A 23,417-nucleotide genomic window follows, 5' to 3' on the forward strand; every position below is an offset into this window, starting at 1 on the left:
CTATAATGCACGACACACATGTCGTGTATAGGAGATCGTATGTCAGCACTGCTCAATCCAGCCGCCGTTCGCCTGCCCGCCCGGACCATTGCCGTGGCCGAAGGAGACGGCATCGGCCCGGAAATCACCCGTGCGGTGCTGAAGATCCTGACGGCAGCAGACCCAGGGCTGTCGTTCACGCCACTCACCGTCGGGCTTGAGGCGTACCGGGCAGGGCATGCGGCAGGGTTTGATCGCAGCGTCATCGACGCGGTCACCGAGCACGGCGTGCTGCTCAAGGGGCCGATCACCACGCCTCAGGGCGGCGGCTACAAGAGCGTGAATGTCTCGCTGCGAAAGACCTTCGGTCTGTACGCGAACCTGCGCCCCTGCGTGGCCTACCATCCTTTCGTCGCCACGCATCATCCGGGCATGGACGTTGTCATCGTGCGCGAGAACGAGGAAGACACCTACGCCGGTATTGAACACCAGCAGACCGACGAAGTCGTGCAGTGCCTGAAGCTGGTGTCCCGCCCGGGCTGCGAGCGGATCGTGCGCTATGCCTTCGAGTATGCGCGCGCGCATGGTCGCCGCAAGGTCACCTGCATGACCAAAGACAACATCATGAAGTTGACCGACGGCCTGTTCCATCGCGTGTTCGATGAGATCGCGAAGGAATATCCAGAGATCGCCAATGACCACATGATCATCGATATCGGAACGGCGAAGATGGCGGTGGATCCGCGCCGTTTCGACGTGGTGGTCACGCCAAACCTCTACGGCGATATTCTGTCGGATGTCGCGGCTGAGGTGGCGGGATCCATTGGCTTGGCTCCTTCGTCCAATATCGGCCGCCAGTGCGCGATGTTCGAAGCAGTCCACGGTTCGGCGCCGGATATTGCCGGGCGCGATCTTGCCAACCCATCCGGGCTGCTGCTCAGCGCAGTGATGATGCTGGTCCATCTGCAACGTCCGGCGGCGGCCACCGCGATCCACAATGCTTGGTTGCGCACGCTCGAAGAGGGGCTGCACACCGCCGACATTTTCGGTTCGCACAGTCAACGGCAAGTCGGCACGCAGGAATTTGCCGACGCGGTCATCGCGCGTCTTGGCCAAAAGCCACAGCAAATCCCATCCGTCGATTACCCAGAGCAGCCCACAGCGTCAGCCGCTGCTCCGGTCATTGAATCGGCACGTGCGAAGGTCGCCAAAACCCTGGAAGGCATGGATGTCTTCGTGCATTGGGATCATCCAGGACGCGATGCCGACACGCTGGGCAACCAATTGCAGGCACTGGCCGGTCCGGAGCTTCGACTGGCTCTGATCACCAATCGTGGGGTGAAGGTGTACCCGAGCGGCTTGCAACAGACCACGCGCACTGATCATTGGCGCTGCCGGTTCCTGGCCGCGGACGGAACCACGCTGAAGCCTGCTCATCTGTGTTCGTTGCTGCTGCGTCTGTCCGAGGCCGGCTTTGAAACTGTCAAGACCGAGAACCTCTACGCATTCGACGGCGTCAGGGGTTACTCGCAGGCGCAAGGCGAGTAAGCGCATCGCCCAGCGCTTGCATCCGCTTCGATCGACGCTGGCCGTTCGGTGGCGGTGTCGACGGATTACGGCAAGGACGCCGTGATGGGCGCATGTTTGGAAAAAAGGCCTAGACTGCTATGTTGTCCACGTCGGGTGGAGAAGCTATATCTCAGCCGAGCAAGCTTCGACGCCACTGATAATCAGACTCATACACCCTGTTATGCTGGGATAGATGACCGGATGAGTGATGTGAATGCTTGAATATCACAAGCAAACGATATTGTTGCATTGAAAACGCGTCATTCATGCACGCCTTACACCGCATCTGCATGGCTGTGCGGTGTTCTTAGGGGGATAAGTCTGCCATTTGGCAGGCAGCTTTCTAGGTGACGTTCTATGGCTTCTTGTGGAACTGTGCTTCGAACTTTGGTTTGAACTCCGCAAGGTTCTGACCGATACAATTTTTATTAGGACATGATTTTAACAGTATCAAACCAGTGGAGAACGCCCATTCCATTGGATCGCCATCGTAAGGTGGCATCAGCACTTCGAGGTCGCATGTTCCATTCTTTTTAAGCCTCACTCGCATACGGCCCCATGAACGGCCCTTCCAAGTGAAGCCATTCTCATAACTCAAAAAATCGAATGCATCGGAGTAACCCACCCTACATCCATTCGATTCCAACACGACAAGTTTCGATTCGGGATTGGACCAATCGCTAAGCGTCCAAACACGGTCATGGACAGAATCTTCAGCAATTCGATCGACAATCTCCGTCGATCCTTCCTGTATGCACCAGACGGCTTGTTTAATTTCGCATCGCCGCGGAGGTGAAGCCGGAGCTTGGGAAAAATCCACCAACCTGCAACCACTCAAAAAGAGTAAGCAGACGCCAATAAGAAGGAAAGATAGAAATCTCATCAACAACCTCCAGAAGCCGCAGAAATACCCTTCGCGCATGTATTGACGTTCGTTGGTGCCTTGATGATTTCGCCGAGGGTTTGCGAGTTTGCGTTAGAACCTGTCAAATCTTTCATTATATTAGCTCTCCCTGGAACATCTGCTGGCAAAGATTTTCCATTGATATCAATGCCACCTTTGTATTGATCGCCAGCCCCAAGTCCATGTCCAATTTCATGAGACGCGGTCAATTGGTTTGCAGCATCAACGCCGGTAGCTCCCAACGTAATTTTATTGCCACCAATCGCATTAGTTTCTGAACGCCCGCTTTTCGTAACGCCAGCTGTGTCTTTAACAACATTAATCGTATTAATGCTTTTTCCAGGAGTGGTGACCTGAACAGCCTGAGCCTTGACGGTGACGTTAACACCATTAACCGTTACGGTCCCGGAGTAGTTTTTAGCGACTTGGTCTTCCAATTGAGTAGGAGTAAACGAAGGACTCACTCCGCTCATAATGTATTTGAAAGTCACAGTAACTTGGTCAGACGCCGCCCAGAACAATTCCCCATCTCGTCCATCTCGATCATTAAATTTGTATGGATTGTTGAAAACATAGTCATAGAGATTGAAGTGTCTCAGATCACCCCCATACGCTGTCACTGCATCAACACTTAAGAATCTACCTAGTATCGGATCGTAATACCGTTGCTGCATATACGTCAGTCCAGTCGCAGCATCCATCACATGACCCGTGTAACCGGGGCCATCCGTTACTGGACGATTCAGCAGACTGCCATACGGCTCATACTCGCTACGCTCAACAACGTTATGATCCTTGTCCGTCACCAACACGACAGACCCCAGCCCATCCGTGTGGATGTAGCGGACCGTCTGCGCCGAGGCGGCAAACACGACGAGCAATGAAACTGCGGCTACACCCATCAAGCGGATTGCCGCGCGAATTCCGTGAAATTTTGACATCACTCGTCCTTGCGAGTTTGAGCCTTAGATACGCGCTGCAGAAAGTGGCTCTCTCGTGTAAATCACTCTACCTCATTTTGTTGGTGGCCTGACGTCAGTTCATCCCGTGTAGCCTTATCCAGTTTCAACTTGCTTGCTCCTCTCATAGGCCGGGGCCAGTAGCTTCTCAAACGGCAGTTACACAGTTCAAATTATAGACTCTAATCTCTAATGAGAGACTGAAAATTTATGTATCAATTGAGAAATTCTCTCTCTATCTTTTGATTTTAGCACACAAATCTTGCCTATATTCGAGTCGTAGAAATGAAATGGAGAAGATTTCCAAGTCATCTCTTGCTTATTTGGACCATGGCCCTTTATCAATAAGTATAGATCCATTTGCTCTTCTTTCATATCGCTAGCTACATCACATGCTTTGGAAAGGTTCTTAATAAGTTCAATAATCTCATTCTTGCTGCTCAATAAAACTTTAAAATTGTCATTTCTCTCAATGTCATTTTCTGAAAATGTAAAAAGAGAAGTTTGATCAAATTCTTTAAAAAATAAATCAATCCTCTCAGCACTTTCCCACTTGCTCTCACTCTGAGTGACCATGTCAGGAGAGCAACCTGTCATAGTAAAAAATATGCTGTAATCAACAGAGAGATTCCGCAGGAAAAAATAATGGAATATTTCATTTGCACTCCGGAGTAGAACACTTGAATATTATAGATTTCATTTGCACTCCGGAGTAGAACACTTGAATATTATAGATTTCCCACTGTGATCCCCAGGCTCACCCTCTCCAAGCTTCTTCGCGGCAGGCCGCTCGTAGCCTTGAGGGAGATTCTGAGCGATTCAGTTTTATCTAGACACGCCGTTGCCTATCTATCATTCGATGTATTCGTAAGCGCAGAGCTACCGCTCCTTCCGCCAATTCAACGAGCCACGGTTCTCCACCGTGGTCGATTCCACTTCTGCATCGAAGCCGTGGCCCAGCAAATATTTCAGTGTCAGTACCGAGCCGCTGCCGATTAACGAGACGCCATAACTCACATAAAGTTTCGGTGAGAGATATTTGCCGAATCCGACCACCGAACCACCGAGCGCACGCGACTGGCTGACACCCGCATCGTCGAAGCCGAGTCTGCCGCCGAGCTGCGAGGCGAGCAGGCCGCTGCCGGCCGACAACGCACTTGCGGCGGCGGTCACTTGGTTGGCTTCGTCGCTGCTGGTGTTACCGAGGCTGCGGCCCAGCACCAAATAAGACATCGCTTCGGATTGCGACATCGATGGGTCCGACCACACTTGCGCACGCGGCGCGGTGGCGCGGCCGGTCACGTCGATCCCGGCGGTGACGTCGGCCACTTGGCGTTCGGCGCGAATATTGATGCGCGGGTCGGACACGATGTTGTTGCTCCAGGCCAATTGGCCGCGTGTGATCGTCAGGTCCTGGCCGTAGGCCTTGTACTTGCCGCTGACATCCAGGCCGCCGGTGGCGGTCATCTCGCGGCCCGGGCGCGAGCGCACTTGCATGGCGCCGGTCAGTGCGCCCTTGAGGCCGAAGCCGGCCATCTTGACCTGATCGCCGAGGGTCACCCGCAAGTCCATTTCCAGCGGCGAACTCGCTGTTGCTTGCGGATCGACCGGATCCAGCACCACGACGTCCTCGGACAGCGAGGTGCCGCGATCCAGGCGTTCCAGATTGATATCGGCCGAGGGCACGGTGACCTGGCCGCTCAACGACATGGTGTTGTTGGCGATGCCGAACTGCAGGTCGGGATTGATCACCGCACGCAACTCGGCGGTGTTGGAGGCCAGCACGTTGTTGCCGTGGATGTTCAATTGCAACGGGGTGCTGTCGCCGTACCAGGATAATCCACCGTCGACGTTGAGCGTGCCCTGGCCGGATTTTACCGAGGCGACGATGCGCGCCGAGCCGTCCGGCTGTGCGTCGAAGCGGCCCTGGCCTTCGCTCAGGGTCAGGCCCAATGCGGGCAGTTCGCCGGTGAAATTGCTGAGTGTGGCCTGGCCGCCCATCGCCGGTTGCGCGCGGGTGCCGCGCAGGCTGACATGGCCTGCGACCAGTCCCTTGGGTTGGACCAGATCGGGCGAGAACAATTCCATCCAGTACAGCCGTGCGATGTTCATGTAAATCTCGCCGGTCAGCGGCGCGGAGGCGTCCCATCCGGTGTCGACGGTGGCATCGATGAAGCCGTCGCCCTGGAAGCCGATGCCGAGTTTGGAATGGATGTGCTGTGCGGTTAAATCGGTGACGAAACTAAATTGGTCGTAGCGCAGTAACTCGTCATGCGCTTTGTCGCCCAGGCGCAGGCCGCCAGTGCGCGAGGCCAGGCGCAGTGCGCCTTCCCAGGCGTTACCCGCAGGTTTGATATTGCCGTCGATGGAGAGATCGCCACGCAGGTATATCTGCCGACCGCTGTTGGGCGGTAGCCACGGTTGCACCAATGCCAGTGGCAGCGCGTCGCCTTGCAGCGTCAGCCCCTGCTTGGGCCAGTCGGCCCAGACGCACAACGTGCCACCGCCACTGTTCGGCGCCAGGCAACTACGCGACAACGTGAAGGTGCTGCCGGCCACGGCAACGTCGGCGGCTTGCTGCAACTGCCACGGCTCACCCTTGGATGGCGCGATGCGTAGCGTGTTCAACGTGCCCTGCCAGCGCGCGCCGTCGTGGCGGATTTGTCCGGCCAAGGCCAGTGCGCCCATGGCATTGTGGATGTCCGCATCCAGTTGCAGGTTCTCCACCGCGCCACGCGCATCCACGCGCAGTGTCTGCAGCAGGATGCCGGCGTTGATCGCACTGCCACGCAAGGCCAATGCGCCGCCGCTGCCGCGCCACGGCAGGTGTCCGTGCAGGCTGATGTTGTCGGCGCTGTTGCCGTCCCACTTCAGGCCGCTGCCGTTGAGGTCGGCGGTGAGGTCGGGCGCTTCGGGACGGCCTTTCAGTTGTACGCGCCCGCGCAGGCTGCCGGCCGCGCCGGGCAGCAGGTCGGCCAGTTGCAAGGGTTGCAGTTGCGCGTCGAGGTCGAGTTGGTCGCCGATCTTGCCCTGCGCCTGCACTTGGCTATCGCCCAAGTGCAATTGCAAGGTGCCTTCGCCCTGTTTGCCCTGCAACGCCAGCGTGGCCTTGGCGTCGAGCGGGCGGCTGCGCAGACGCCCGCTCAAGCGCGGCACCGTCAGTGTGGCTTGGTAGCCGGCAGCGCTGCCATCGGCGTGGCTCGGCAATTGCTTGCCCTGCGAGGCGAATGTGCCGGACAGCGTGCCGTCCCAGCCGGGTGCGAAATAGCCCGGATCGAATCCCGCCAGCGTGCCATGCACATCCCAGTGCAGGTCTGGCGCCCAGGCGATGTGGCCGCCGAGGTCGAGCGTGCCGCTGGACATGCGCGCTCGCACTTGCGCCAACTGCGCTTGGTGATCGTCCCCGCGTACATCCAGGTGCAGTGTGGCGCTTTCTTTCCCGCGGGCGACGGTGGCTTCGCCGTAGGTGGCCCATTGGCGCACGCTGCCCGCCAGGCCCAGGTGGGCGTCGACCAGGGTGATCGGGATCGCCGGAGCATGCGGGGTGGATGGATCCGGTGCTGGGGTAAAACGCATGCCGCTGGCGTTGATCGAAAAGGACAGGCGCGCATTGGCCGGATCGCGCAGATCCGCGTTGCCGCGCAGCCGCATCTGTCCGTCGAAGGCGTGCAGTTGCAGCAATGCGACGGTGAGGACCTGGTTGTCCAGGCGCAACCGGGATGGATCCAGCACCACCTTGTTTCCATCGCGCGATACCTCGCCTTGCAGCGTGGCGTCGCCGCCTTTGCCCGCGGCCCGTAGATCCAACGCCAACGGCACGCCAGCGGCACCGGCATTGGTGTCCGGTGGCAAGAACAAGGAGGGGTCCAGGGACGCGCTGTGCGCGGCGAATGTCCAGGTGGGATCGCGACGATCGGTGAATACCAGGGTGGCGCGCAGCGGTGCCGGTGCGTTGCCGGCGATGGCGATCTCCATCTTGTCCAGGTCGCCGCGCGCGACCAGTCCCAGGCGCGCTGGCGTGCGCCCGCGCGCGGCCGGCAGCACCGCACTGGCGGTGAGGTCGGTCTGGTAGTCCTGCGCGGGCAGGTAGTGGCCGTCGACACGGAAATCGCCACGGTCGCTGTTCATGACCAACTGAGTGGCGCGCAATTCGCCGTTGGCCACTTCCACCGCGCCACGCAGCCGCTGGATCGCGATCAGCGGTTGTTGGGCCTGGGTGATGCGCAGACCATCGATGGCGATGCGGTCGGCTTGCAATGCCAGCGGCATGTCGATCTGCGGCAGCGACTGCGGCCAGCGCGGCAGTTCGAAGGGGGTGTCGCTCTTGGCCAGGTTGAGCGTGGCGTTGCGCAGTTGCAGCGCATTCAATTGCAGCTTGCGTCCCAACAACGGACGGATATCCGGATCCAGAAACGCACGCTCTGCGGTGAAGTGAATCTTGTCGTAGCGAAAATCCAGGTTGTACAGGGTCAACGGTCCGGCCAGCGGTCCGTCGGCGCGTTCCCAGGTGAGGGTCGAGCCGGTCGGTAGCCGCGCTACCAACTGCGCCAGCAGCACGTCGCGCCCGGCCACGGTTTGCAGCAGCCAGTACAAAGCGATCACCACCAGCAGGCCCAGGCCGGCAATACTCAGTGCCGATCCCCACCAGAAGCGCTTGCGCCTGTAGAAGCGCGGCCGACGTGGCGGCAGCGTTGTGGGCGTGGACAGACCGGCTGACGCGCTCACAGGTTGGCTCCGATGTTGAGATAGAGCTGTAACTGAGAGTCGGGCCTGTTCAAGCCGTGGGCGATATCCACGCGCACCGGACCGATCGGCGAACGCCAGCGCAGGCCCACGCCCACGCCGGTGTGCCAGTCGGGTGTCGTGTCGAAGGCACTGCCGCTGTCCACGAACACCGCTCCACCCCATGGCCCGCCATTGAAGTAGTGCTCGTACTCGGCACTGCCGGTGAGGATGTATTTGGCGCCGAGTGCGAAGCGATCCGGTTGCGGCGGCGTGCGCGGGCCGACTTCGCGGAACGCATAGCCGCGGATGCTGTTGTCGCCGCCAGCGAAGAAACGCAGGCTCGGTGGCATTGCCATCAGCGCATCGGTCCAGGTGCTGCCTGCTTCGCCGCGCAGGATCAGCCGATCGTTCTCGCCGAACCCATGGAACCAGTTCAGCCGTATTTGCGCTTGGGCGAAGCTGGCGTTGGAGCCCAACGCTTTGGTGCCGCCACGCAGGCTGACGTTGCCGCTGAAGCCTCTGCGCGGGAATACCTTGTCGTCCACGCCCACGTAGTTGGCTTCGATCTGCGGGTAGAGCAGAGTCGCGGTCTCGTATAGCGCGCCATCGAATACCTTGTCGGTGGCGTAGCGCCAGCGTTCGCGCAGCGCATTGAGCGAGGCGATGGCGATCCAGTGCGCGTTGATCTGGCCGCTGCGGCTGCCGGTCAACTTGATGTTGCGCAGGTCGATATAGTCGGTCTGTTCGTCGTAGGCACGAAACGACGCGGTGTACCACCCGTCGAGCCAGCGAAATGCGGGAATCCGGTAGCTGGTGATGAAGCTTTTGCGCTTTTGCGCGTAATCCAATTGCGCGCTGAGCTTGTGCCCGCGTGCGTTGACATAACGGCGGTCCACACCCAGGCGCACGCCGGCACCGCTCTCGCTCCCATAGCTCAGGCCACTGGTGTAGATGCTGCGTTTGGCGAGGGTGAGCTTGACATCCACCGGTACGTCGGCGTTGGCGTTGGCCTGTTCCGGTTTGGATTGGATGTCGATGGCGCTGAAATAATCGAGCTTCAGCAGCGACTCGCGTAGGCGATCAAGCTTGCCTTCGTGGTAGTAGCTGCCTTCTTTCCAGTACACCAGTTGGTCGAGCAGGTGCGGGTTGAAGTAGTCCTGATGAAAGCGGACCGGCCCCATGTTGTAGCGACGGCCGCTGTCCCAGCGCAAATCGATGTCGGCGGCGTGGTCGGCACGGGTGATCTCGACCTTGCGTTGAGTGAAGTCCGCATCGAAGTAGCCGCGCTCGGCCAGGCGCCGGCTGATGGCGACCTTGCTGGTTTCGTAGTCATTGCTGACGAAGATATCGTGCGACTGCGGGCGAAAGTTCTTCAGGTCTTCGCCCAGGTAGTGATCGTCCTCGCCCGGGCCGGTGATGGCGACGTCGAAGTGACGCACCCGCACCGGCTCGCCCTTGTCTACGTGGATCACCACGGTCAGCTTGTCGCCTTGACGCGGGGCATCGACGCGGATGGTCGGAGTGAAGTAGCCGAACGGTTCCAATGCCTGGCGGGTTTGCCGCTGGGCCTGGCTCAGCAGGTACTCCAGGCGCGACTCGCCCTGGACCTTGCCGATCGTCTCGTACAGCGAGAGCGACACCTGGATGTTCTGGATCATCGCCGCGTCTGCGCGCTTCTCCAGGCCCTGGATCTGCACGTTCTCGATGGTGCCGTTGGCCTGGGCGAAGCCGGCCAGCAGGAGCAAGGACACAAGCAGGGCGAGTCGGAAAAAGGCGCGCATGGGCGCCAGAATACCGACACATTGGGTGAAGCGGTGAACCAGGAAGCGGTGAACCAGTTCGGATTGCATCTGGACACCGCTGCCGTCTCTACAGCGGATGAGGTGAGCGCCAAACAACCAGGCACAGATCGCTGACACGCCCGCGCAGCATGGCTGGACCGCCACGACCATCCGGCGACGCGCTCGTGTGCATGCAACGCGCAGCATCCCAAGCGCTACGGTATGACCCGTGATGCCTGCAACTGCGCCACGCTCTCGCGCAACGCGGCCACCTCGGCTTCCAGCGCTTGCACGCGTCCTTCCAATTCATCGTGTGCCGATGCTGTCGCTGTCGCGTGGGATTTGAACGTCGTGGCGAGCGTCTGTGCATCTACTGGCCCGCCGAGCAGATGCATGTAGCGATCCTCCCGTTGTCCACTGGCACGCGGCAAATGCACGGCCAACTGACGTTGCGCCAAGCGTTCCAGCGAATGACGCACATCCTCGGCATCAGCAAAACGTGCCATGCGTTCGGCTCGTGTCAGTAACTCATTGACCGTCTGCGGACCACGCAGCAACAACAGTCCGAGCAACACCACCTGTTGCTGAGTCAAGTCCAGTGCTGTGGTCACTCGATGTTCGTAGCGTTCCGCACGCGAGGAGAATTGTTGTCGGACCAAGCCACGCGCTTCCAATTGGCGTAGCGCGTGCTGCACATCGCCTGAATTCAGTGCCATCACGGGTTCGCGCGAGTTCTTCTGATTGGCCGCCATCACCGTCGCATTGACCGTGAGTGGATACGTATCCGGTGTGGTTGCCTCTTTCTCTATCAGACAGCCGAGCGCACGTGCTTCGATGGCGGAAAGAACGGGGATGGTAGGCGTGTCGGTCATTGCGGCTGTTTCCAATATGGCGAAGGTCGTTCTCAAGATTCAAATGCAAGAGGCAATTTGAAGGCTGTGATCGCGTTTTCCATCGCACTTCATCAGGTGTCCCCCGACGGGCGTGCCGTGGGGGCTGGGTGGGCAGTGTAATGGAGCCAAGTTTGCTTGGTGTCGGAGATCTTGGTAAAGCATCGTCGGACAGGCCGCACGCACGCGGAGCGGGCGCAAGCGTTGGCATGGATCGGCAGGATGCTTTGCATCGGTCTGCTGAAGCGATCACCGCCACAACACCTGACGATCAGGCATGCGCGGCTGAAGTCTAACTGTCTCGATCAACCTTCACGGTTACGCATCGAGACGAGGACGCGACCGAGACGGCGCATCGGTGGCAGTGACCGAGTACATGCTCTGGTCTTAACCTCAAGAGCCCATCGCTCAGCGTTGAGGCACGGTGGCTCAGACGCGTGGAGATCGAGCGCGAACGTTGCACACGACGCCTCTCGATTGGATCACGATAAGCCTTCGAGCACTCGCACGACAGTCGCGTTTCGACATCCAGACACCTCGCCTTTAGCGGCAAGACGTTGGATCAGAAATGGAGTCGGCGCGGTTGGGCGGCTAGGTGAGTTGGCTGAGCTTGACTGTCGGCTTTCAGAATACGTGCCTTGCGACGGGTTGACCGCCTGATGCCGGTGCGGGTAGTTCGCGTTGTCGGCATCCTGACTTACGCGCTGCCGCGCCGATCGGGCGCGGCAGCGTTCACTTGCCGATGATGATCGCAGGAGCGGGGGGAGGCGACGCTCCTGCGATCTTTCGCCGCTGACTCAGCGGAACTTATCGAACAAGCTCTGACGCACGGCGATGGTGCATTCGTCTTCAGTTACCAAGTGCTCAAGTGCGCTGTTGTCCTTCGGATCACCGGAGCCCAGGTCGAGCATGGACACCTGATTGCTGCCGTGGGCCTTGAACGCGGCGATGGCCGTCTTGGCATTCTTCAGCGGCACGGTGGCGTCGTTGTCGGAGCCGCACAGCAGGGTCGGGGTACGCGGCGCCCAGTCGATCACGTTGTTGCGGGTCAAGTCGCGCAGGAACGGATTATTGATGTTATTGGCGAAGTCGTTGTAGAAACTAGGCTGGAAGTAGCTGCGGACTTTGTCGATACTGGGCAGGATGTCATTGAGGAACAGGTCGGTTTCACTGTATTTGCCTGGGAACAGCGGCTCGACCTTATCCGCCCACGGATCCTGGAACACCTGCGACGGGTTGTTGTACACATTGTGGTAGGTGTGTTGCATGCCGACGATGGCGTAGCTGGCCAGCAGGATGCCGAAGGTGTTCTCACCCACGGCGTTGCGACCGCTCCAGCTGTCACGGAAGGTCTGGCTAAGTGCATACGGGCCGGAGATGGGAGCGCTGGCGACCAGGTTGAACTCGCTTGACAGGTTCGCTTCGATCTCGCGCTGTGTGGCCATCGCCGCATGGCCGCCCTGCGAGAAACCGCTCAGCATGACCTTGCCCGATAGTGGCGTTTTCAGCTTCTGCAACACCTGCCGTGCGGCGCGCATTGCGTCGATGGTGGCGCTGGCTTCCGAGCGCGCGTGCAGGTAAGGGTGGAACGAATAGTTGGATTGACCGATGCCCAGATAATCGCTGCTTACCACCACGTAACCTTGGGTGGCGAGGTGGGTGAGCATGGTGTCGTCGCCCTTCTCGTCTTCGACAATTTCCTTGGCCTGCTCGGCGGAGCGCTTCGTCTCGGTACCCTGGTCATAGCTCACCAGCGGGAAAGGACCGCGGCACTGGTTGCCGCCGGGGATCAGCAGCACCGCCGAAGCAGTGGCCGGCTCGCCATTGACGCCGATCGTGGCATAGGTGAACTTGGCGACGCGCACGTCGCACTTGGCCTTGTCGTTGGTTCCACCGTTGGCCAGCAGGGTGGCGATCGCCTCGTGGGTATAATTGGTCAGGACCGAGCTACTGAGCACGGTGCCGCGCGCCGGGGATGCCGATGCGGCCAGGGGCAGCAGCGCTCCGGCGATCATGACGGCAAAGAGCACTCAATGCCAGACGGTTTTGTAGCTTTGCCATGGGGAATCTCCTCGTGCTTGAAATCCCCATCCGTGGGGTGGGGTGGTTTGGGCGGCAAATGCTACTATGGCGACATGGTGGTTTCTAAGACAATCCAGTCAGGTGTTTATCTGCCGTATCGATTCACTCTTGTTGATAGATCGTGGCGAATGAACGGCAACAAAAGAAAAGGTATTTCTGTACGTTGACAGGACGGCAATGGTTTGCAAGAGAGGCGCAGTGTTTGCTGGTGTGTTGGGACATGCCTTGTGCGTCAGGGCTCGGCGGTGCTTGTACAACACCGTAGTGTCAGGCGTGGATTCGGACCCCAACACGGTGCTTGGTCTTCGCTGCGTGCCCCTGGCGGACACACCGTAGTTGTCCGGCGAGCACGGTGATGGGGGGCGCTGTCAGCCACGATGACACGTACCGAGTTTTGCCATCTCGCTATTACGATGGCAACCCAGGTCTCGAGGGCGTGGGAGGCCGTTCTTGCCTTGCCGCTCAGCGATACGGGCCGGGTCCGCGCCAGACCAATTCGCCGTGATGGTAGACCTGCAACATGGTGATGACCTGACGTGCATCGCCGATCGTCTTCAGTTCCGGCGAGTCCTGCGGCAGCGCGCGACATTTGCCGGAGCCACGGGTGAGCGCGATGTCCAGTGGGCAGACCATGCGGTACTCGGTTCCCGGCAGCAGGATGAACAGTTCCTTCATGCCCTGCCGTTGCCAGGCGCGCAACTGCGTTTCGCTGCCCAGGTCGTAGTAGACGAGGTAGCCGCCGACTTCCAGGCTGGGCTGGGAGGCGTCCAGGTCGTGTCGGTTGCCACGGTTGCCTGGGCCCTCGGTCAGGCCGCTGTTGTCTGGGGCGGTGTCGGTGTCGAGCGCGCCTGGTGGGCGTCCGGTCCAGGTCTGAGGCCGGCGCTCGGTGGGCGGTGGCGGCGTGCTGGCGGTGGTCTGGCTCGGCGTCGGCGCGTCCTGGGCCGGGGAGGGAGCGTGTGCCGTGACGGCTGTCGGCTCCTCGGAGGGGGGTGTCCGGGCGTTTTCGGTTGATTGGGTGGCGGTGTCGGTTGGCGGCACCGGATCGTCCGCGTGTGCGACCAGAGTGGACTGCACCGGGCTGGCCGCTCGCGCCGCACGTCGGTGAGCTGGCGCTTGCGCGGGCGGTGGTGTCGGTCGCGGTGGCACCGGGTGATCGGGGCGCTTGGTCTCGCCGATGAAGTCGACTTTGATCCGGCTGCCACCAGCCGCGCCTTGCGCTGTGGACATGGTCGGCTTGGCGGCATACAGCAGCAGCACTGCCATCAGCAGATGCAGCAAGGCGCTGATCAGCAAGGCGATCCAGTGCTGCCAGCGTTCCTTGCGGGATTGTGCCCTGGCGGGCTCGCGGTTCGACGCGCGGCTCATGCCATCGTGGCTGCGTCGGGGGTGCGGGCCTTCACTGAAATCTGCGCAAGGGGCGGATATGGGAAGGCGCCATCCTAACCTGTGTGCAGGCGTATGCCGTGGTTCGGCAGGCACCGCCGGTCATCGCCCGACACCTTGCGTTCACCCATTGCCGCCACCGGTTGCCGCCGAGACCAGGCGGCAACGCTGGCTGCGCTCTGCGCTCAGACGTAGGCGCCGACCTTGAACACTTCCACCGCCTGGGTGAGCTGTGCCGACTGTTCCTCCAGCGAGCGCGCTGCGGTGCTGGCCTCTTCCACCAGGGTCACGTTCTGTTGGGTGGCTTCGTCCATCTTGGCGATGGTTTGGTTCACCTGCTCGATGCCCTGTGCTTGCTCGCGTGAGGCCGCCGAGATGTGGCCCATGATGTCGGTGACGTGCTGCACGCTGGTGACCAACTGGCCCATGGTGGCGCCGGCCTTGTTGACCAGTGCGGCACCATGCGTCACGCGCTGTACCGAGTCGTCGATCAGCGTCTTGATCTCCTTCGCGGCGTTGGAGGCGCGGTGGGCGAGGGTGCCGACTTCCGCGGCGACCACCGCGAAACCCTTGCCTTGCTCGCCGGCGCGCGCGGCTTCCACCGAGGCGTTGAGCGCCAGGATATTGGTCTGGAAGGCGATGCCATCGATCACCGAGATGATGGCGGCGATGCGCTTGGACGCTGCCTCGATGCCGCTCATGGTTTCCACCGCCTGACTCACCACGTCGCGTCCGTTCGTCGCCACGCTGGCTGCGCCCAGCGCAAGTTGGTTGGCACGCTGGGCGTGTTCGGCGTTCTGCTTCACTGTGGAGGTCAGCTCCTCCATCGCGGCGGCGGTTTCTTCCAGGTTGGACGCTTGTTGTTCGCTACGCTGCGCCAGCTCCTGATTGCCGCTGGCGATATCCTCGGCGGCGAAGCCGATATTGTTGGTGGTGCGCTGGATGTGGGCGACGATGTCGGTAAGACGGTGCACGGTGCTGTTGGCATCGTCGCGCATGGTGGCGAACACGCCATGGAAGTTGCCGGACATGCGCACAGTGAGATCGCCCTCGGCGATGCCACGCAACAGTGCCGAGAACTTGCCCAGGTTGGTATCGGCTGTCGCCATCATGGTGTTGAGGTTCTCGACCATGGTGCGGAAGGCATGCTCGAATTTCTCCGGTTGCCCGCGGTGAGCGAAGTCGCCGGCGCAGGCGGCTTCGGCCAGCGTCTGGATCTGCACGTTGATCGCATGCAGGTTTTGTTTGACATGCCGCATCGTGGCGGTGATCGCGGCCTTTTCGCCGGGGTAGTCCGCGATTTCCTGACGCAGGTCGCCGATAGCGTAGCGGCCCATGACCTCGGTGATGCGCAATTGCGTCTGCACATGGGCATCGACCAGGGCGTTGGTGCCGGCGACCATCTGTCCGTATTCGCCGGGGAAGCGTTGCGCATCCATGCGGTAGCTGATCGCACCGGCATCGTGGCGCGTGGCCATTTCGCGTTGCGCCGAGATGACTTCATGCAGGCGCCGCTGCATTTGCTGCATCGCCCGCAGTAATTGCCCGGATTCGTCGTTGGCGGTGGAGGTGTCGGGGCTGCTCAGATCGCCAGCGCCGATGCGCTCGGCCAGACGGAGCGACTGCCGCAGCGGCAATACCACCTGCCGGGTGAGCAGAAAGGCGATGCCGGAGCCCAATAGCAAGGCCAGCACGGTGCAGCCGACCATGAGCACGGCGAAGTCATGCGCGGTGGTCATCGCTTCCTTGGCGGCCTGGCGGTTCTTGGCTTCCTGCAGGTCGATGAAGGCATTGATGCTGGCCAGCCAGTCGACGAAGGCCGGACGCGCTTGCTGCAGCAGCAGCGTTTGCGCCTGGTCTTTGTCGCCGCTGTCGCGCAGGCTGCGCACTTGCACGATCAGCGGCATGGTGCGCTGCTCGATTGCCTGAATCCGCTGCAGGATGGCCTGTTCTTTGGGGTCGTTGGAGGCCGCCAGCATGTCGTCGAGCGGCTGCGCCGAGCGCGCATAGTCTGCGGCCAGTTTGTCGATCAAGTCCTTGGTGGTTTGACGGCTGGCCGGATCGTCCAGCAGCACCACGTCGCGCAGTGCGATCGCGCGATCATGGACGCTGCCGCGGAAATTGATCGCGTAGCGTTGCTTGACGCTATTGACCGCGTTGATGGCGGTCAGGCGTTGGTCGATGCTGTGGACGCGCTCGATGCCGACGACCGTGAGCAGGACCATCAGCACGATGATCGAGAGAAAGCCCAGGGCCAGGCGTTGGCCGATACGCAGATTCGAGAAGACGTGCATGGAGGTGGATTTCGCCGACGTGGGGTGGGAAGCGGGGATAACAGACATGGTGGGGGAGCGAATTGTCGACGGTCGCGCGACTGCGCTTGGCCAAGTGAACATAGGAATAGCGGCGTGCCGCAGGTGAACTGAAGTACATCGCTGCCGCATGGCGATGCCATGATCGAGGCTGGACAGTAAATTCATGTGATAAATATCGCGCAAATACGCCAGAGTACGGTGGCTACTCCCGTGGAAGCCTCTCTGCGGCAACGCGGCGTCCTGTTGTCAATTCCACAATCCACGATGTCACCTTGATCGGCGGTCGCCTGCTCGCCCAGGCTGTACTGCTGAAGCTGCGCGATCGGCGCGTAGAGCGAGGGGATTGGCGGGCAGCCTGCGCGCGGTACCGAAACGGCGTCCTCCAGGCGACTCGGGTACCATGCAGCCCCTCTTACGGGTGTTTCTTCTCGATGGCCGATTCCAAACACACTCCTGTTTCTTCCGTGACCCAGGCCCAGGCCGAGGAGGCGGTGCGTACCCTGCTGCGCTGGGCCGGCGACGACCCGACCCGCGAAGGCTTGCTGGATACCCCGCGGCGGGTCGCCGAGGCTTACAGCGATTGGTTCAGCGGCTACCGCGAGGATCCGCGCGAATATATGTTGCGTACCTTCGAAGAAGTGGCTGGCTACGATGAGCTGATCGTGCTGCGCGACATCGAATACGAAAGCCACTGCGAGCACCACATGGCCCCGATCATCGGCAAGGTCCATGTCGGTTACCTGCCGCGCGGCAAGGTGGTGGGCATCAGCAAGCTGGCGCGGGTGGTCGATGCCTACGCGTGTCGCTTCCAGGTACAGGAAAAGATGACCGCGCAGATTGCGCAATGCATCCAGGACGCGCTGCAACCGCTGGGTGTGGGTGTGGTGGTGGAGGGTTCGCACGAATGCATGACCACCCGCGGCGTGCACAAGCGTGGCGTGAGCATGGTCACCTCGAAGATGCTCGGTACCTTCCGCGAAGATGCGCGTACGCGCGCCGAATTCCTGCGTTTCATCGATTGCGGCGCGCGTTGAGCGTGCCGCATGCGGTGCTGGGTTAGCATGTCCGCGTCGTTGCAACCTTGTCGTTGCTTGCGCTTGGCACACACCCGATGAAACACCGCGCCCGTATCGCCCGCTATCGCGCGCTGCGCGAGCAGCCGTTGTGGAAGCTGATCGCGGCCGATCAGGCACCGGAAATCATCGGTTTGCTGCAAACCTTGCTGCTGGAGAACGAGCGTCGCTTGCCGACGGCGGTCTTGCACGAGCGGCTGCAGCGCATGCTCGACGATCTCAATGCCGATCAACTGGCGCGCGACCTACCGCGCACCGCGCAGGCCTACCTGGCTCACTGGCTGGCCCAGGGCTGGCTGGAGCGCCGGCTGCCGGAGGGCGCGCAGCAGGAAGACTATGAGGTGTCGACCCAGGCCTTGCAGGCGATCCGCTTCGTCGATGGACTGGAACATACGCGCGGCGCCGCCACCGAGAGCCGCCTGGCGCTGGTGATGCAGCAATTGGCGCAGTTGGCGGCGTTGACCGAAACCAATCCGGATGCGCGCTTGTCCGCGTTGCGCGACGAACGTGACCGGATCGATGCGGAAATCGCGCGGGTTTCCGCCGGCAAAGTCGCCTCGCTGGATGGCAAGCGCGCGCTGGAACGCACGCGCCAGGTGATCGCTCTGGCCGACGAGTTGACCGAAGATTTCCGCCGCGTCCGCGACGATTTCGAGCAACTCAACCGCAGCTTCCGCGAACGCATCATCGATGACGATGGCGAGCGTGGCGAGATTCTGGGCAAGCTGTTCGAAGGCGTGGACGTGATCGGTGACAGCGATGCCGGCCGCAGTTTTCAGGCGTTCTGGGCGTTGCTCAACGATGCCGAACAAAGCGCGCAGTTGGATGCGGCGCTGGAGACGTTGTTGTCGCGTGGTTTCGCGCGCAAGCTCGATCGGCGCGAACGCGGCTTCCTGCGCGGGCTGACCGCCACCATGCTCGAACGCGGCGGCCAGGTCCACGATGTGATGCAGCATTTCGCGCGCAGTCTGCGTGGCTTCGTCCAGAGCCGCGGTTATCTCGAACAGCGTCGCCTCAATCAGTTCCTCAAGCAGGCACAGGCCGAAGCGCTGGCACTGCGTGATCGCATTCCCGCGCAGCGCAGCATCGGCCGCGACCTGAAATTGACCAGCAGTCGCCTGCGCTCGTTGTCGCAGTGGCGCTTGCACGATCCGCGTCAGCAACAGATCGATGGCAGCATCCAGCGCAACGCGGCGGCGGCGATCTGCCTGGACAGCGTTGGCGATCTGGTCGCGCAATCGGAGATCGATTTCCGCAGCTTGCGCCGCGATCTGTTCGAGTTGCTCGCCGCGCATCGGCAGTTGTCCATCGCCCAGGTGCTGGCACAGCGTGAGGCCAGCCAGGGTTTGGGCAGCGTGATCGGCTATCTGTCGCTGGGCACGCGCCATGGCGTGGTCCTGCCCGAACAGCACGAACACGCGCACTGGCGTGGTGGCGACGGTCAGTGGCGCAGTGCGCGCATTCCGCTGGTGTGGTTCACCCAGGAGAAACGCCATGAATTGGCATGACCATGCGGATGCGTCCGATGCGGCAGGCGATGTGGATACCGCGACCGCAGCAGATCCCGGCAGCGGATTATTCGCAGGCGACAGTGGTGGTCTGCCGCTGGATGCACGTCGCGCGCTGTGCCAGTTGCTCAGCGGTCCGAGCGTAGACGCGCAGCGGCATAGCACGCTGTGGCCAGCGCTGCTGCGCAACGAGGCGGCGATTCGCAGCGCGCTGTCGGAATTGTTCCTGGAGTTGGTGCTGGATCGCGAAACCGGCATCGCGTTCACCCGCCAGGCCGACACCGGCGAATTGGAAACGCCGGTATTGCTGCGCTCGGCGCCGCTGACCTTCATCGACTCGGTGTTGCTTTTGCACCTGCGTCAACAGTTGGCCGAAGCCGATGCGCGTGGGGTGCGCGCGGTGGTCGAAGAGGCGCAGTTGAGCGACGCGTTGGCTGTCTATGAGAAAAATGTGTCCACCGACCGCGCCGGCTTCCTGCGTCGCGTTGGCAATGCCGTGCAGAAAATGAAGGACAACCATGTCCTGACCCGTTTGCGCGGTGAAGAGCAGCGATACGAAGTTTCGCCCGCGCTCAAACTGTTGTTCTCCGCCGAGGATGTGGCCGCACTGGCCCAGGTCTACCGCGAACTACGCGATGCGCCGGAATCTGCGCAAAACAGTGATGCGGTTGTGGAGGTGTCTGGTGACGGCTAGCCTTTGCCACGCCTCATCACCTTCGTAACGCTGACGACCAACGCAACTCAATTCCAAGTGCATACACGCTCTAGACTGTGCCGATGAAATCCTCCGCGTCTTCCGGTTTGTTCGCCGCCGATTTGCCCGATCCGCGCCTGCAGCAGTTCCGCATGCGGCGCCTGCAGGTCTACAACTGGGGCACGTTTTCCGGCTTGACCGAGGTGCCGATCGCCGCGCGTGGCTTCCTGTTCGTCGGCCGTTCCGGTTCCGGTAAATCCACCTTGCTGGATGCGATGTCGGCATTGCTGACGCCGCCGAGCATCGTCGATTTCAACGCCGCCGCGCGCGAGGCAGAACGCAGTGGCCGCGACCGCAACCTGGTGTCTTACGTGCGCGGCGCCTGGGCCGATCAACAGGACAGTGCCTCCGGCGAAATCGCCACCCAGTACCTGCGCAAGGGCGCAACCTGGACCGCGCTGGTGCTGGAGTATCACGACGACGAGGAGCGCGTGGTCAGCCTGGTACGGCTGTTCTGGATTGCCGGCAGCGGCGCTGCGCCGGGCGATGTGCGCAAGCACTACATGGTGGCTGAGCGTGCGTTCGATATTGCCACCGAGCTGGCCGGCTTCGACCTGGACCTGCGCAAGCTCAAGCAACGTCTGCCTGATGTGCATCACTTCGACAGTTTTGCTGGCTATGCCGAGCGTTTCCGTCACCAGCTTGGTATCGGCAACGAAACGGCGCTGCGCTTGCTGCACAAAACCCAGTCGGCGAAGAACCTGGGCGATCTCAATGCCTTCCTGCGTGGTTTCATGCTCGAAGCGCCCAAGACTTTCGATGCCGCCGAACGGCTGCTTGGTGATTTTGCCGAATTGGATGGCGCGCATCAGGCGGTGGTCACCGCGCGCCGCCAGGTCGAAACCCTGGGCCCGGCACGCGGCTATCACACCGAGCTGATGGCCTTGCGCCGCCAGCGCAGCGAACTGGAGGAACTCAAGCTCGGCCTGGATCCTTATCGCGAGCAGCGCCGTCTGGCCTTGCTGGATGCACGCTTGCAAGCGCTGGACACCCAGGATCGCGGGCTGGCCGGCGAAGAAGGCCAGCGGCGTGCCGCATTGGAAAATCACCAGTGTCGTCTCGATGATCTGGAAGCGCAGCGGCGCGCACAGGGTGGCGAGCGCATCGATGCGCTGGAGCGCGAACACACCCAAGTCCAGGCCGAGCGCGACCGCCGTGCGGCCAAGCGGACCCACGCCGAACAGGCTTGTCGTGTGCTGGAGCAGGTGCTGGCCGGCAGTGCGCATGGTTTCGCCGAACAGGCCGCGCAGGCGCGCGCGGCGCTGGAGGATGGCCAGCGGATGGCCGCCGAATTGGACGAAGCGATCCTCCAACGCATGGCCGGCAAGGCCGAGGACGAAAAACGCTTCGCCGAGGTGCGCGCCGAGATCGAAGCGCTCACGCGTCATCCCTCCAACATTCCGGCGCCGATGCAGGCGCTGCGCGCGCGGCTGAGTGCCGATACCGGCGTGCCGGAGGCGGCGCTGCCGTTCGTCGGCGAGTTGATCCAGGTCCGTGACGATCAAGCCGCCTGGCGCGGCGCCATCGAGCGCGTTTTGCATGGGTTCGCGCAATCGCTGTTGGTGGATGAGCGCCATTACGCCGACGTGGCCGATTGGGTCAACCGCACCCACTTGGGAATTCGCCTGGTCTACTACCGGGTACGCGACAACGCGCAAGCGCTGTCCTCTGCCAACGGGCCTGGATCGGCGTCGCTGCTGCACAAGCTGGAACTGCGCGAACATGCCTTCGCCGGTTGGCTGCGCCGCGAACTGGGCAAGCGTTTCGATTACGACTGCGTGGACAGTGCCAAGGCATTGCGGCATGCCGAACGCGCCATCACCCGCGAAGGCCAGGTCAAACATCCCGGCGAGCGTTACGAAAAGGACGACCGCCATGCCATCGGCGACCGTCGGCGCTGGCTGTTGGGTTTCGACAATCGCGACAAACTGGCTTTGTTTGAGCGCGAAGGCCAGGAACTGGCCGCGCGCATCGCCGCCTGCGATGCCGACGTGGCGACGCTGCGCACGCGCCGCGAACGCGCGGGCACGCAACGCCTGGCCTGGCACACCCTGGCCAATCTGGGCTGGGACGAGATCGACGTGGCCGCGCCCTTGCAGCGCCTGGACGACATCGCGCAGGCACTGCGCCAATTGCGCGAAGGCGACGCCAACCTGCGCGCCCTGGGCGAAGCGATCGATCGCGCACGGGCGGACATCCAACAGGCCGACCGCACGTATCAGGATCTCCGCAGCGAGCGGATGGCGCTCGGCAAAGAGTGCGCACGCCTGGAAAAGCAGCGTCTGGAATGTGCCGATGCCGACGCGCGCGTCCTCACGCCGCTGCAACGCCAGGGCCTGGGCGAGCGCCTGGAGGCGCTCGGCATGTTGAGCCTGGACAACCTGGCCGATCTGTTCCGCAACCTGGAGCGCGGTATCCAAGCCCAGCTCGGCGCCAGCCAGCAGGAATACCATCGCTTGGAGCAGTTGCTGCTCGGCTGCTTTCGCCGCTACTGCCAGCAATGGCCGCAGGACAGTGGCGATTTCAGTGTCACCCTTTCTGGCGCCGATGATTTCCTCGCTCGCTTGCAGCGCTTGGAACGCGATGGCTTGCCGCAGCACGAGGCGCGCTTTTTCGAGCTGTTGCAGAGTCAGAGCAAAAACAATTTGCTGGCGTTGCAACGGCATGCCGCCGAGGCGCGCAAGTCCATCGCCCAGCGCCTGGATGAAGTCAACGCCAGCCTGGAGCAGGTGCCGTTCAATCGCGGCACCTTGCTGACCATCGAATTGAGCGACCGCCGTTTGCCCGAGGTGATCGAATTCCAGCAGTGCCTGCGCGAAGTGCTCGGTCATTACCAGACCGAACAGCGCGAACTGGCCGAGCAGCAATTCGCGGTACTGCGTGCGCTGGTCCACCGGCTCGGTTCGCAGGAGGGCGAGGACAAGCGCTGGCGGGAACTGGTGCTGGACGTGCGTTTGCACGTGGAGTTCGTCGGTGTGGAACTGGATGCCGCCACGCGCCAGCAGGTGGAGATTTATCGCAGCGGCGCTGGTAAATCCGGCGGCCAGCGGCAGAAGCTGGCCACCACCTGCCTGGCCGCGGCGTTGCGCTACCAGCTCGGCGGCGAGGACGGCGAACTGCCGCGTTATTGCGCCGTGGTGCTGGACGAAGCGTTCGATAAGGCCGATAACGAATTCACCGCGCTGGCGATGAATATCTTCGAGAATTTCGGCTTTCAGATGGTGGTGGCCACGCCGTTGAAATCGGTGATGACGCTGGAGCCGTTCATTGGCGGCGCCTGTTTCGTGGAAATCAGTGGCCGTCATGATTCGGGCGTGTTGCTGATCGAATACGACGAGCAGGCCAAGCGATTGAAGCTGCCCGAACGTGCCCGCGCGACAGACGCGGCTGCGGCTGCGCCGGTCGAAATCGCAGCGCCAACCGGTAGCAGGTCGCGCCGACGCGTCACCGCCGACGCACCACCCAAGACCTGATCCGGATGACGCGCGCGCTGAG

At 61.6% G+C, this 23,417-nt stretch carries 13 protein-coding genes; 5 read left to right on the forward strand and 8 right to left on the reverse strand.

The genetic code is table 11. The annotated features are described in order from the left end of the window. The first annotated feature begins 39 nt into the window (after nucleotides 1–39). Entirely contained in the window at nucleotides 40–1,527 is a 1,488-nt protein-coding gene (locus XANALMUS060_RS10575; RefSeq protein WP_045738366.1) for an NADP-dependent isocitrate dehydrogenase, read from the forward strand. A 903-nt stretch (nucleotides 1,528–2,430) separates the two neighbouring features. Here the strand turns inward: XANALMUS060_RS10575 and XANALMUS060_RS18595 are convergent. From XANALMUS060_RS18595 to XANALMUS060_RS10610, 8 genes are all read right to left on the reverse strand, one after another. Next, on the reverse strand, nucleotides 2,431–3,393 hold the full coding sequence (locus XANALMUS060_RS18595; RefSeq protein WP_082065057.1) for an RHS repeat-associated core domain-containing protein: 963 nt from the start codon (nucleotides 3,391–3,393) through the stop codon (nucleotides 2,431–2,433). A gap of 207 nt (nucleotides 3,394–3,600) precedes the next feature. Continuing rightward, nucleotides 3,601–3,987 carry a hypothetical protein gene (locus XANALMUS060_RS19825; protein ID WP_152640469.1) on the reverse strand — a complete coding sequence of 129 codons (387 nt, stop codon included), beginning with the start codon at nucleotides 3,985–3,987 and terminating at the stop codon, nucleotides 3,601–3,603. Between the two features lie 303 nt (nucleotides 3,988–4,290). Then, nucleotides 4,291–8,118 carry a translocation/assembly module TamB domain-containing protein gene (locus XANALMUS060_RS10585; RefSeq protein WP_045738389.1) on the reverse strand — a complete coding sequence of 1,276 codons (3,828 nt, stop codon included), beginning with the start codon at nucleotides 8,116–8,118 and terminating at the stop codon, nucleotides 4,291–4,293. Nucleotides 8,119–8,132: 14 nt separating this feature from the next. Beyond that, complete coding sequence (locus tag XANALMUS060_RS10590) at nucleotides 8,133–9,917, reverse strand: autotransporter assembly complex family protein (RefSeq protein ID WP_045738390.1); 1,785 nt, start codon at nucleotides 9,915–9,917, stop codon at nucleotides 8,133–8,135. A 215-nt stretch (nucleotides 9,918–10,132) separates the two neighbouring features. After that, nucleotides 10,133–10,789, reverse strand: coding sequence for a DUF480 domain-containing protein (locus XANALMUS060_RS10595; protein ID WP_045738368.1), 657 nt, complete (start codon nucleotides 10,787–10,789; stop codon nucleotides 10,133–10,135). Between the two features lie 815 nt (nucleotides 10,790–11,604). After that, on the reverse strand, nucleotides 11,605–12,822 hold the full coding sequence (locus XANALMUS060_RS10600; protein WP_045738369.1) for a lipase family protein: 1,218 nt from the start codon (nucleotides 12,820–12,822) through the stop codon (nucleotides 11,605–11,607). A 529-nt stretch (nucleotides 12,823–13,351) separates the two neighbouring features. Then, a complete protein-coding gene (locus XANALMUS060_RS10605) occupies nucleotides 13,352–14,254 on the reverse strand; it encodes a hypothetical protein (protein ID WP_045738370.1) in 903 nt (300 codons plus the stop codon). Between the two features lie 203 nt (nucleotides 14,255–14,457). After that, nucleotides 14,458–16,566 carry a methyl-accepting chemotaxis protein gene (locus tag XANALMUS060_RS10610; protein WP_045738371.1) on the reverse strand — a complete coding sequence of 703 codons (2,109 nt, stop codon included), beginning with the start codon at nucleotides 16,564–16,566 and terminating at the stop codon, nucleotides 14,458–14,460. A gap of 452 nt (nucleotides 16,567–17,018) precedes the next feature. On the opposite strand from XANALMUS060_RS10610, the gene folE reads away from it, so the two are divergent. From folE to XANALMUS060_RS10630, 4 genes are all read left to right on the forward strand, one after another. Continuing rightward, nucleotides 17,019–17,621 (forward strand): GTP cyclohydrolase I FolE, encoded by a 603-nt coding sequence (gene folE, locus XANALMUS060_RS10615; protein ID WP_045738372.1) that lies wholly within the window; start codon nucleotides 17,019–17,021, stop codon nucleotides 17,619–17,621. A 77-nt stretch (nucleotides 17,622–17,698) separates the two neighbouring features. Next, complete coding sequence (locus tag XANALMUS060_RS10620) at nucleotides 17,699–19,168, forward strand: DUF3375 domain-containing protein (RefSeq protein ID WP_045738373.1); 1,470 nt, start codon at nucleotides 17,699–17,701, stop codon at nucleotides 19,166–19,168. Then, the gene (locus tag XANALMUS060_RS10625; protein WP_045738374.1) at nucleotides 19,155–19,862 is read left to right on the forward strand and encodes a DUF4194 domain-containing protein; all 708 of its coding nucleotides are present in this window, start codon (nucleotides 19,155–19,157) and stop codon (nucleotides 19,860–19,862) included. Before XANALMUS060_RS10620 ends, XANALMUS060_RS10625 begins: the two co-directional genes overlap by 14 nt. Before the next feature lie 83 nt (nucleotides 19,863–19,945). Beyond that, nucleotides 19,946–23,395, forward strand: coding sequence for an SbcC/MukB-like Walker B domain-containing protein (locus XANALMUS060_RS10630; protein WP_045738375.1), 3,450 nt, complete (start codon nucleotides 19,946–19,948; stop codon nucleotides 23,393–23,395). Nucleotides 23,396–23,417: the final 22 nt, after the last annotated feature.

It is taken from the genome of Xanthomonas sp. MUS 060, from assembly GCF_000963215.1.
Lineage (GTDB): Bacteria > Pseudomonadota > Gammaproteobacteria > Xanthomonadales > Xanthomonadaceae > Xanthomonas_A.

What these genes read in the sequence shown, in the direction of transcription:
- XANALMUS060_RS10575 (WP_045738366.1), top strand. Translation starts at nt 40, where the DNA reads ATGTCAGCACTGCTCAATCCAGCCGCCGTTCGCCTGCCCGCCCGGACC.
- XANALMUS060_RS18595 (WP_082065057.1), bottom strand. Translation starts at nt 3,393, where the DNA reads ATGTCAAAATTTCACGGAATTCGCGCGGCAATCCGCTTGATGGGTGTA.
- XANALMUS060_RS19825 (WP_152640469.1), bottom strand. Translation starts at nt 3,987, where the DNA reads ATGGTCACTCAGAGTGAGAGCAAGTGGGAAAGTGCTGAGAGGATTGAT.
- XANALMUS060_RS10590 (WP_045738390.1), bottom strand. Translation starts at nt 9,917, where the DNA reads ATGCGCGCCTTTTTCCGACTCGCCCTGCTTGTGTCCTTGCTCCTGCTG.
- XANALMUS060_RS10595 (WP_045738368.1), bottom strand. Translation starts at nt 10,789, where the DNA reads ATGACCGACACGCCTACCATCCCCGTTCTTTCCGCCATCGAAGCACGT.
- XANALMUS060_RS10600 (WP_045738369.1), bottom strand. Translation starts at nt 12,822, where the DNA reads ATGATCGCCGGAGCGCTGCTGCCCCTGGCCGCATCGGCATCCCCGGCG.
- XANALMUS060_RS10605 (WP_045738370.1), bottom strand. Translation starts at nt 14,254, where the DNA reads ATGAGCCGCGCGTCGAACCGCGAGCCCGCCAGGGCACAATCCCGCAAG.
- XANALMUS060_RS10610 (WP_045738371.1), bottom strand. Translation starts at nt 16,566, where the DNA reads ATGCACGTCTTCTCGAATCTGCGTATCGGCCAACGCCTGGCCCTGGGC.
- folE (WP_045738372.1), top strand. Translation starts at nt 17,019, where the DNA reads ATGGCCGATTCCAAACACACTCCTGTTTCTTCCGTGACCCAGGCCCAG.
- XANALMUS060_RS10620 (WP_045738373.1), top strand. Translation starts at nt 17,699, where the DNA reads ATGAAACACCGCGCCCGTATCGCCCGCTATCGCGCGCTGCGCGAGCAG.
- XANALMUS060_RS10625 (WP_045738374.1), top strand. Translation starts at nt 19,155, where the DNA reads ATGAATTGGCATGACCATGCGGATGCGTCCGATGCGGCAGGCGATGTG.
- XANALMUS060_RS10630 (WP_045738375.1), top strand. Translation starts at nt 19,946, where the DNA reads ATGAAATCCTCCGCGTCTTCCGGTTTGTTCGCCGCCGATTTGCCCGAT.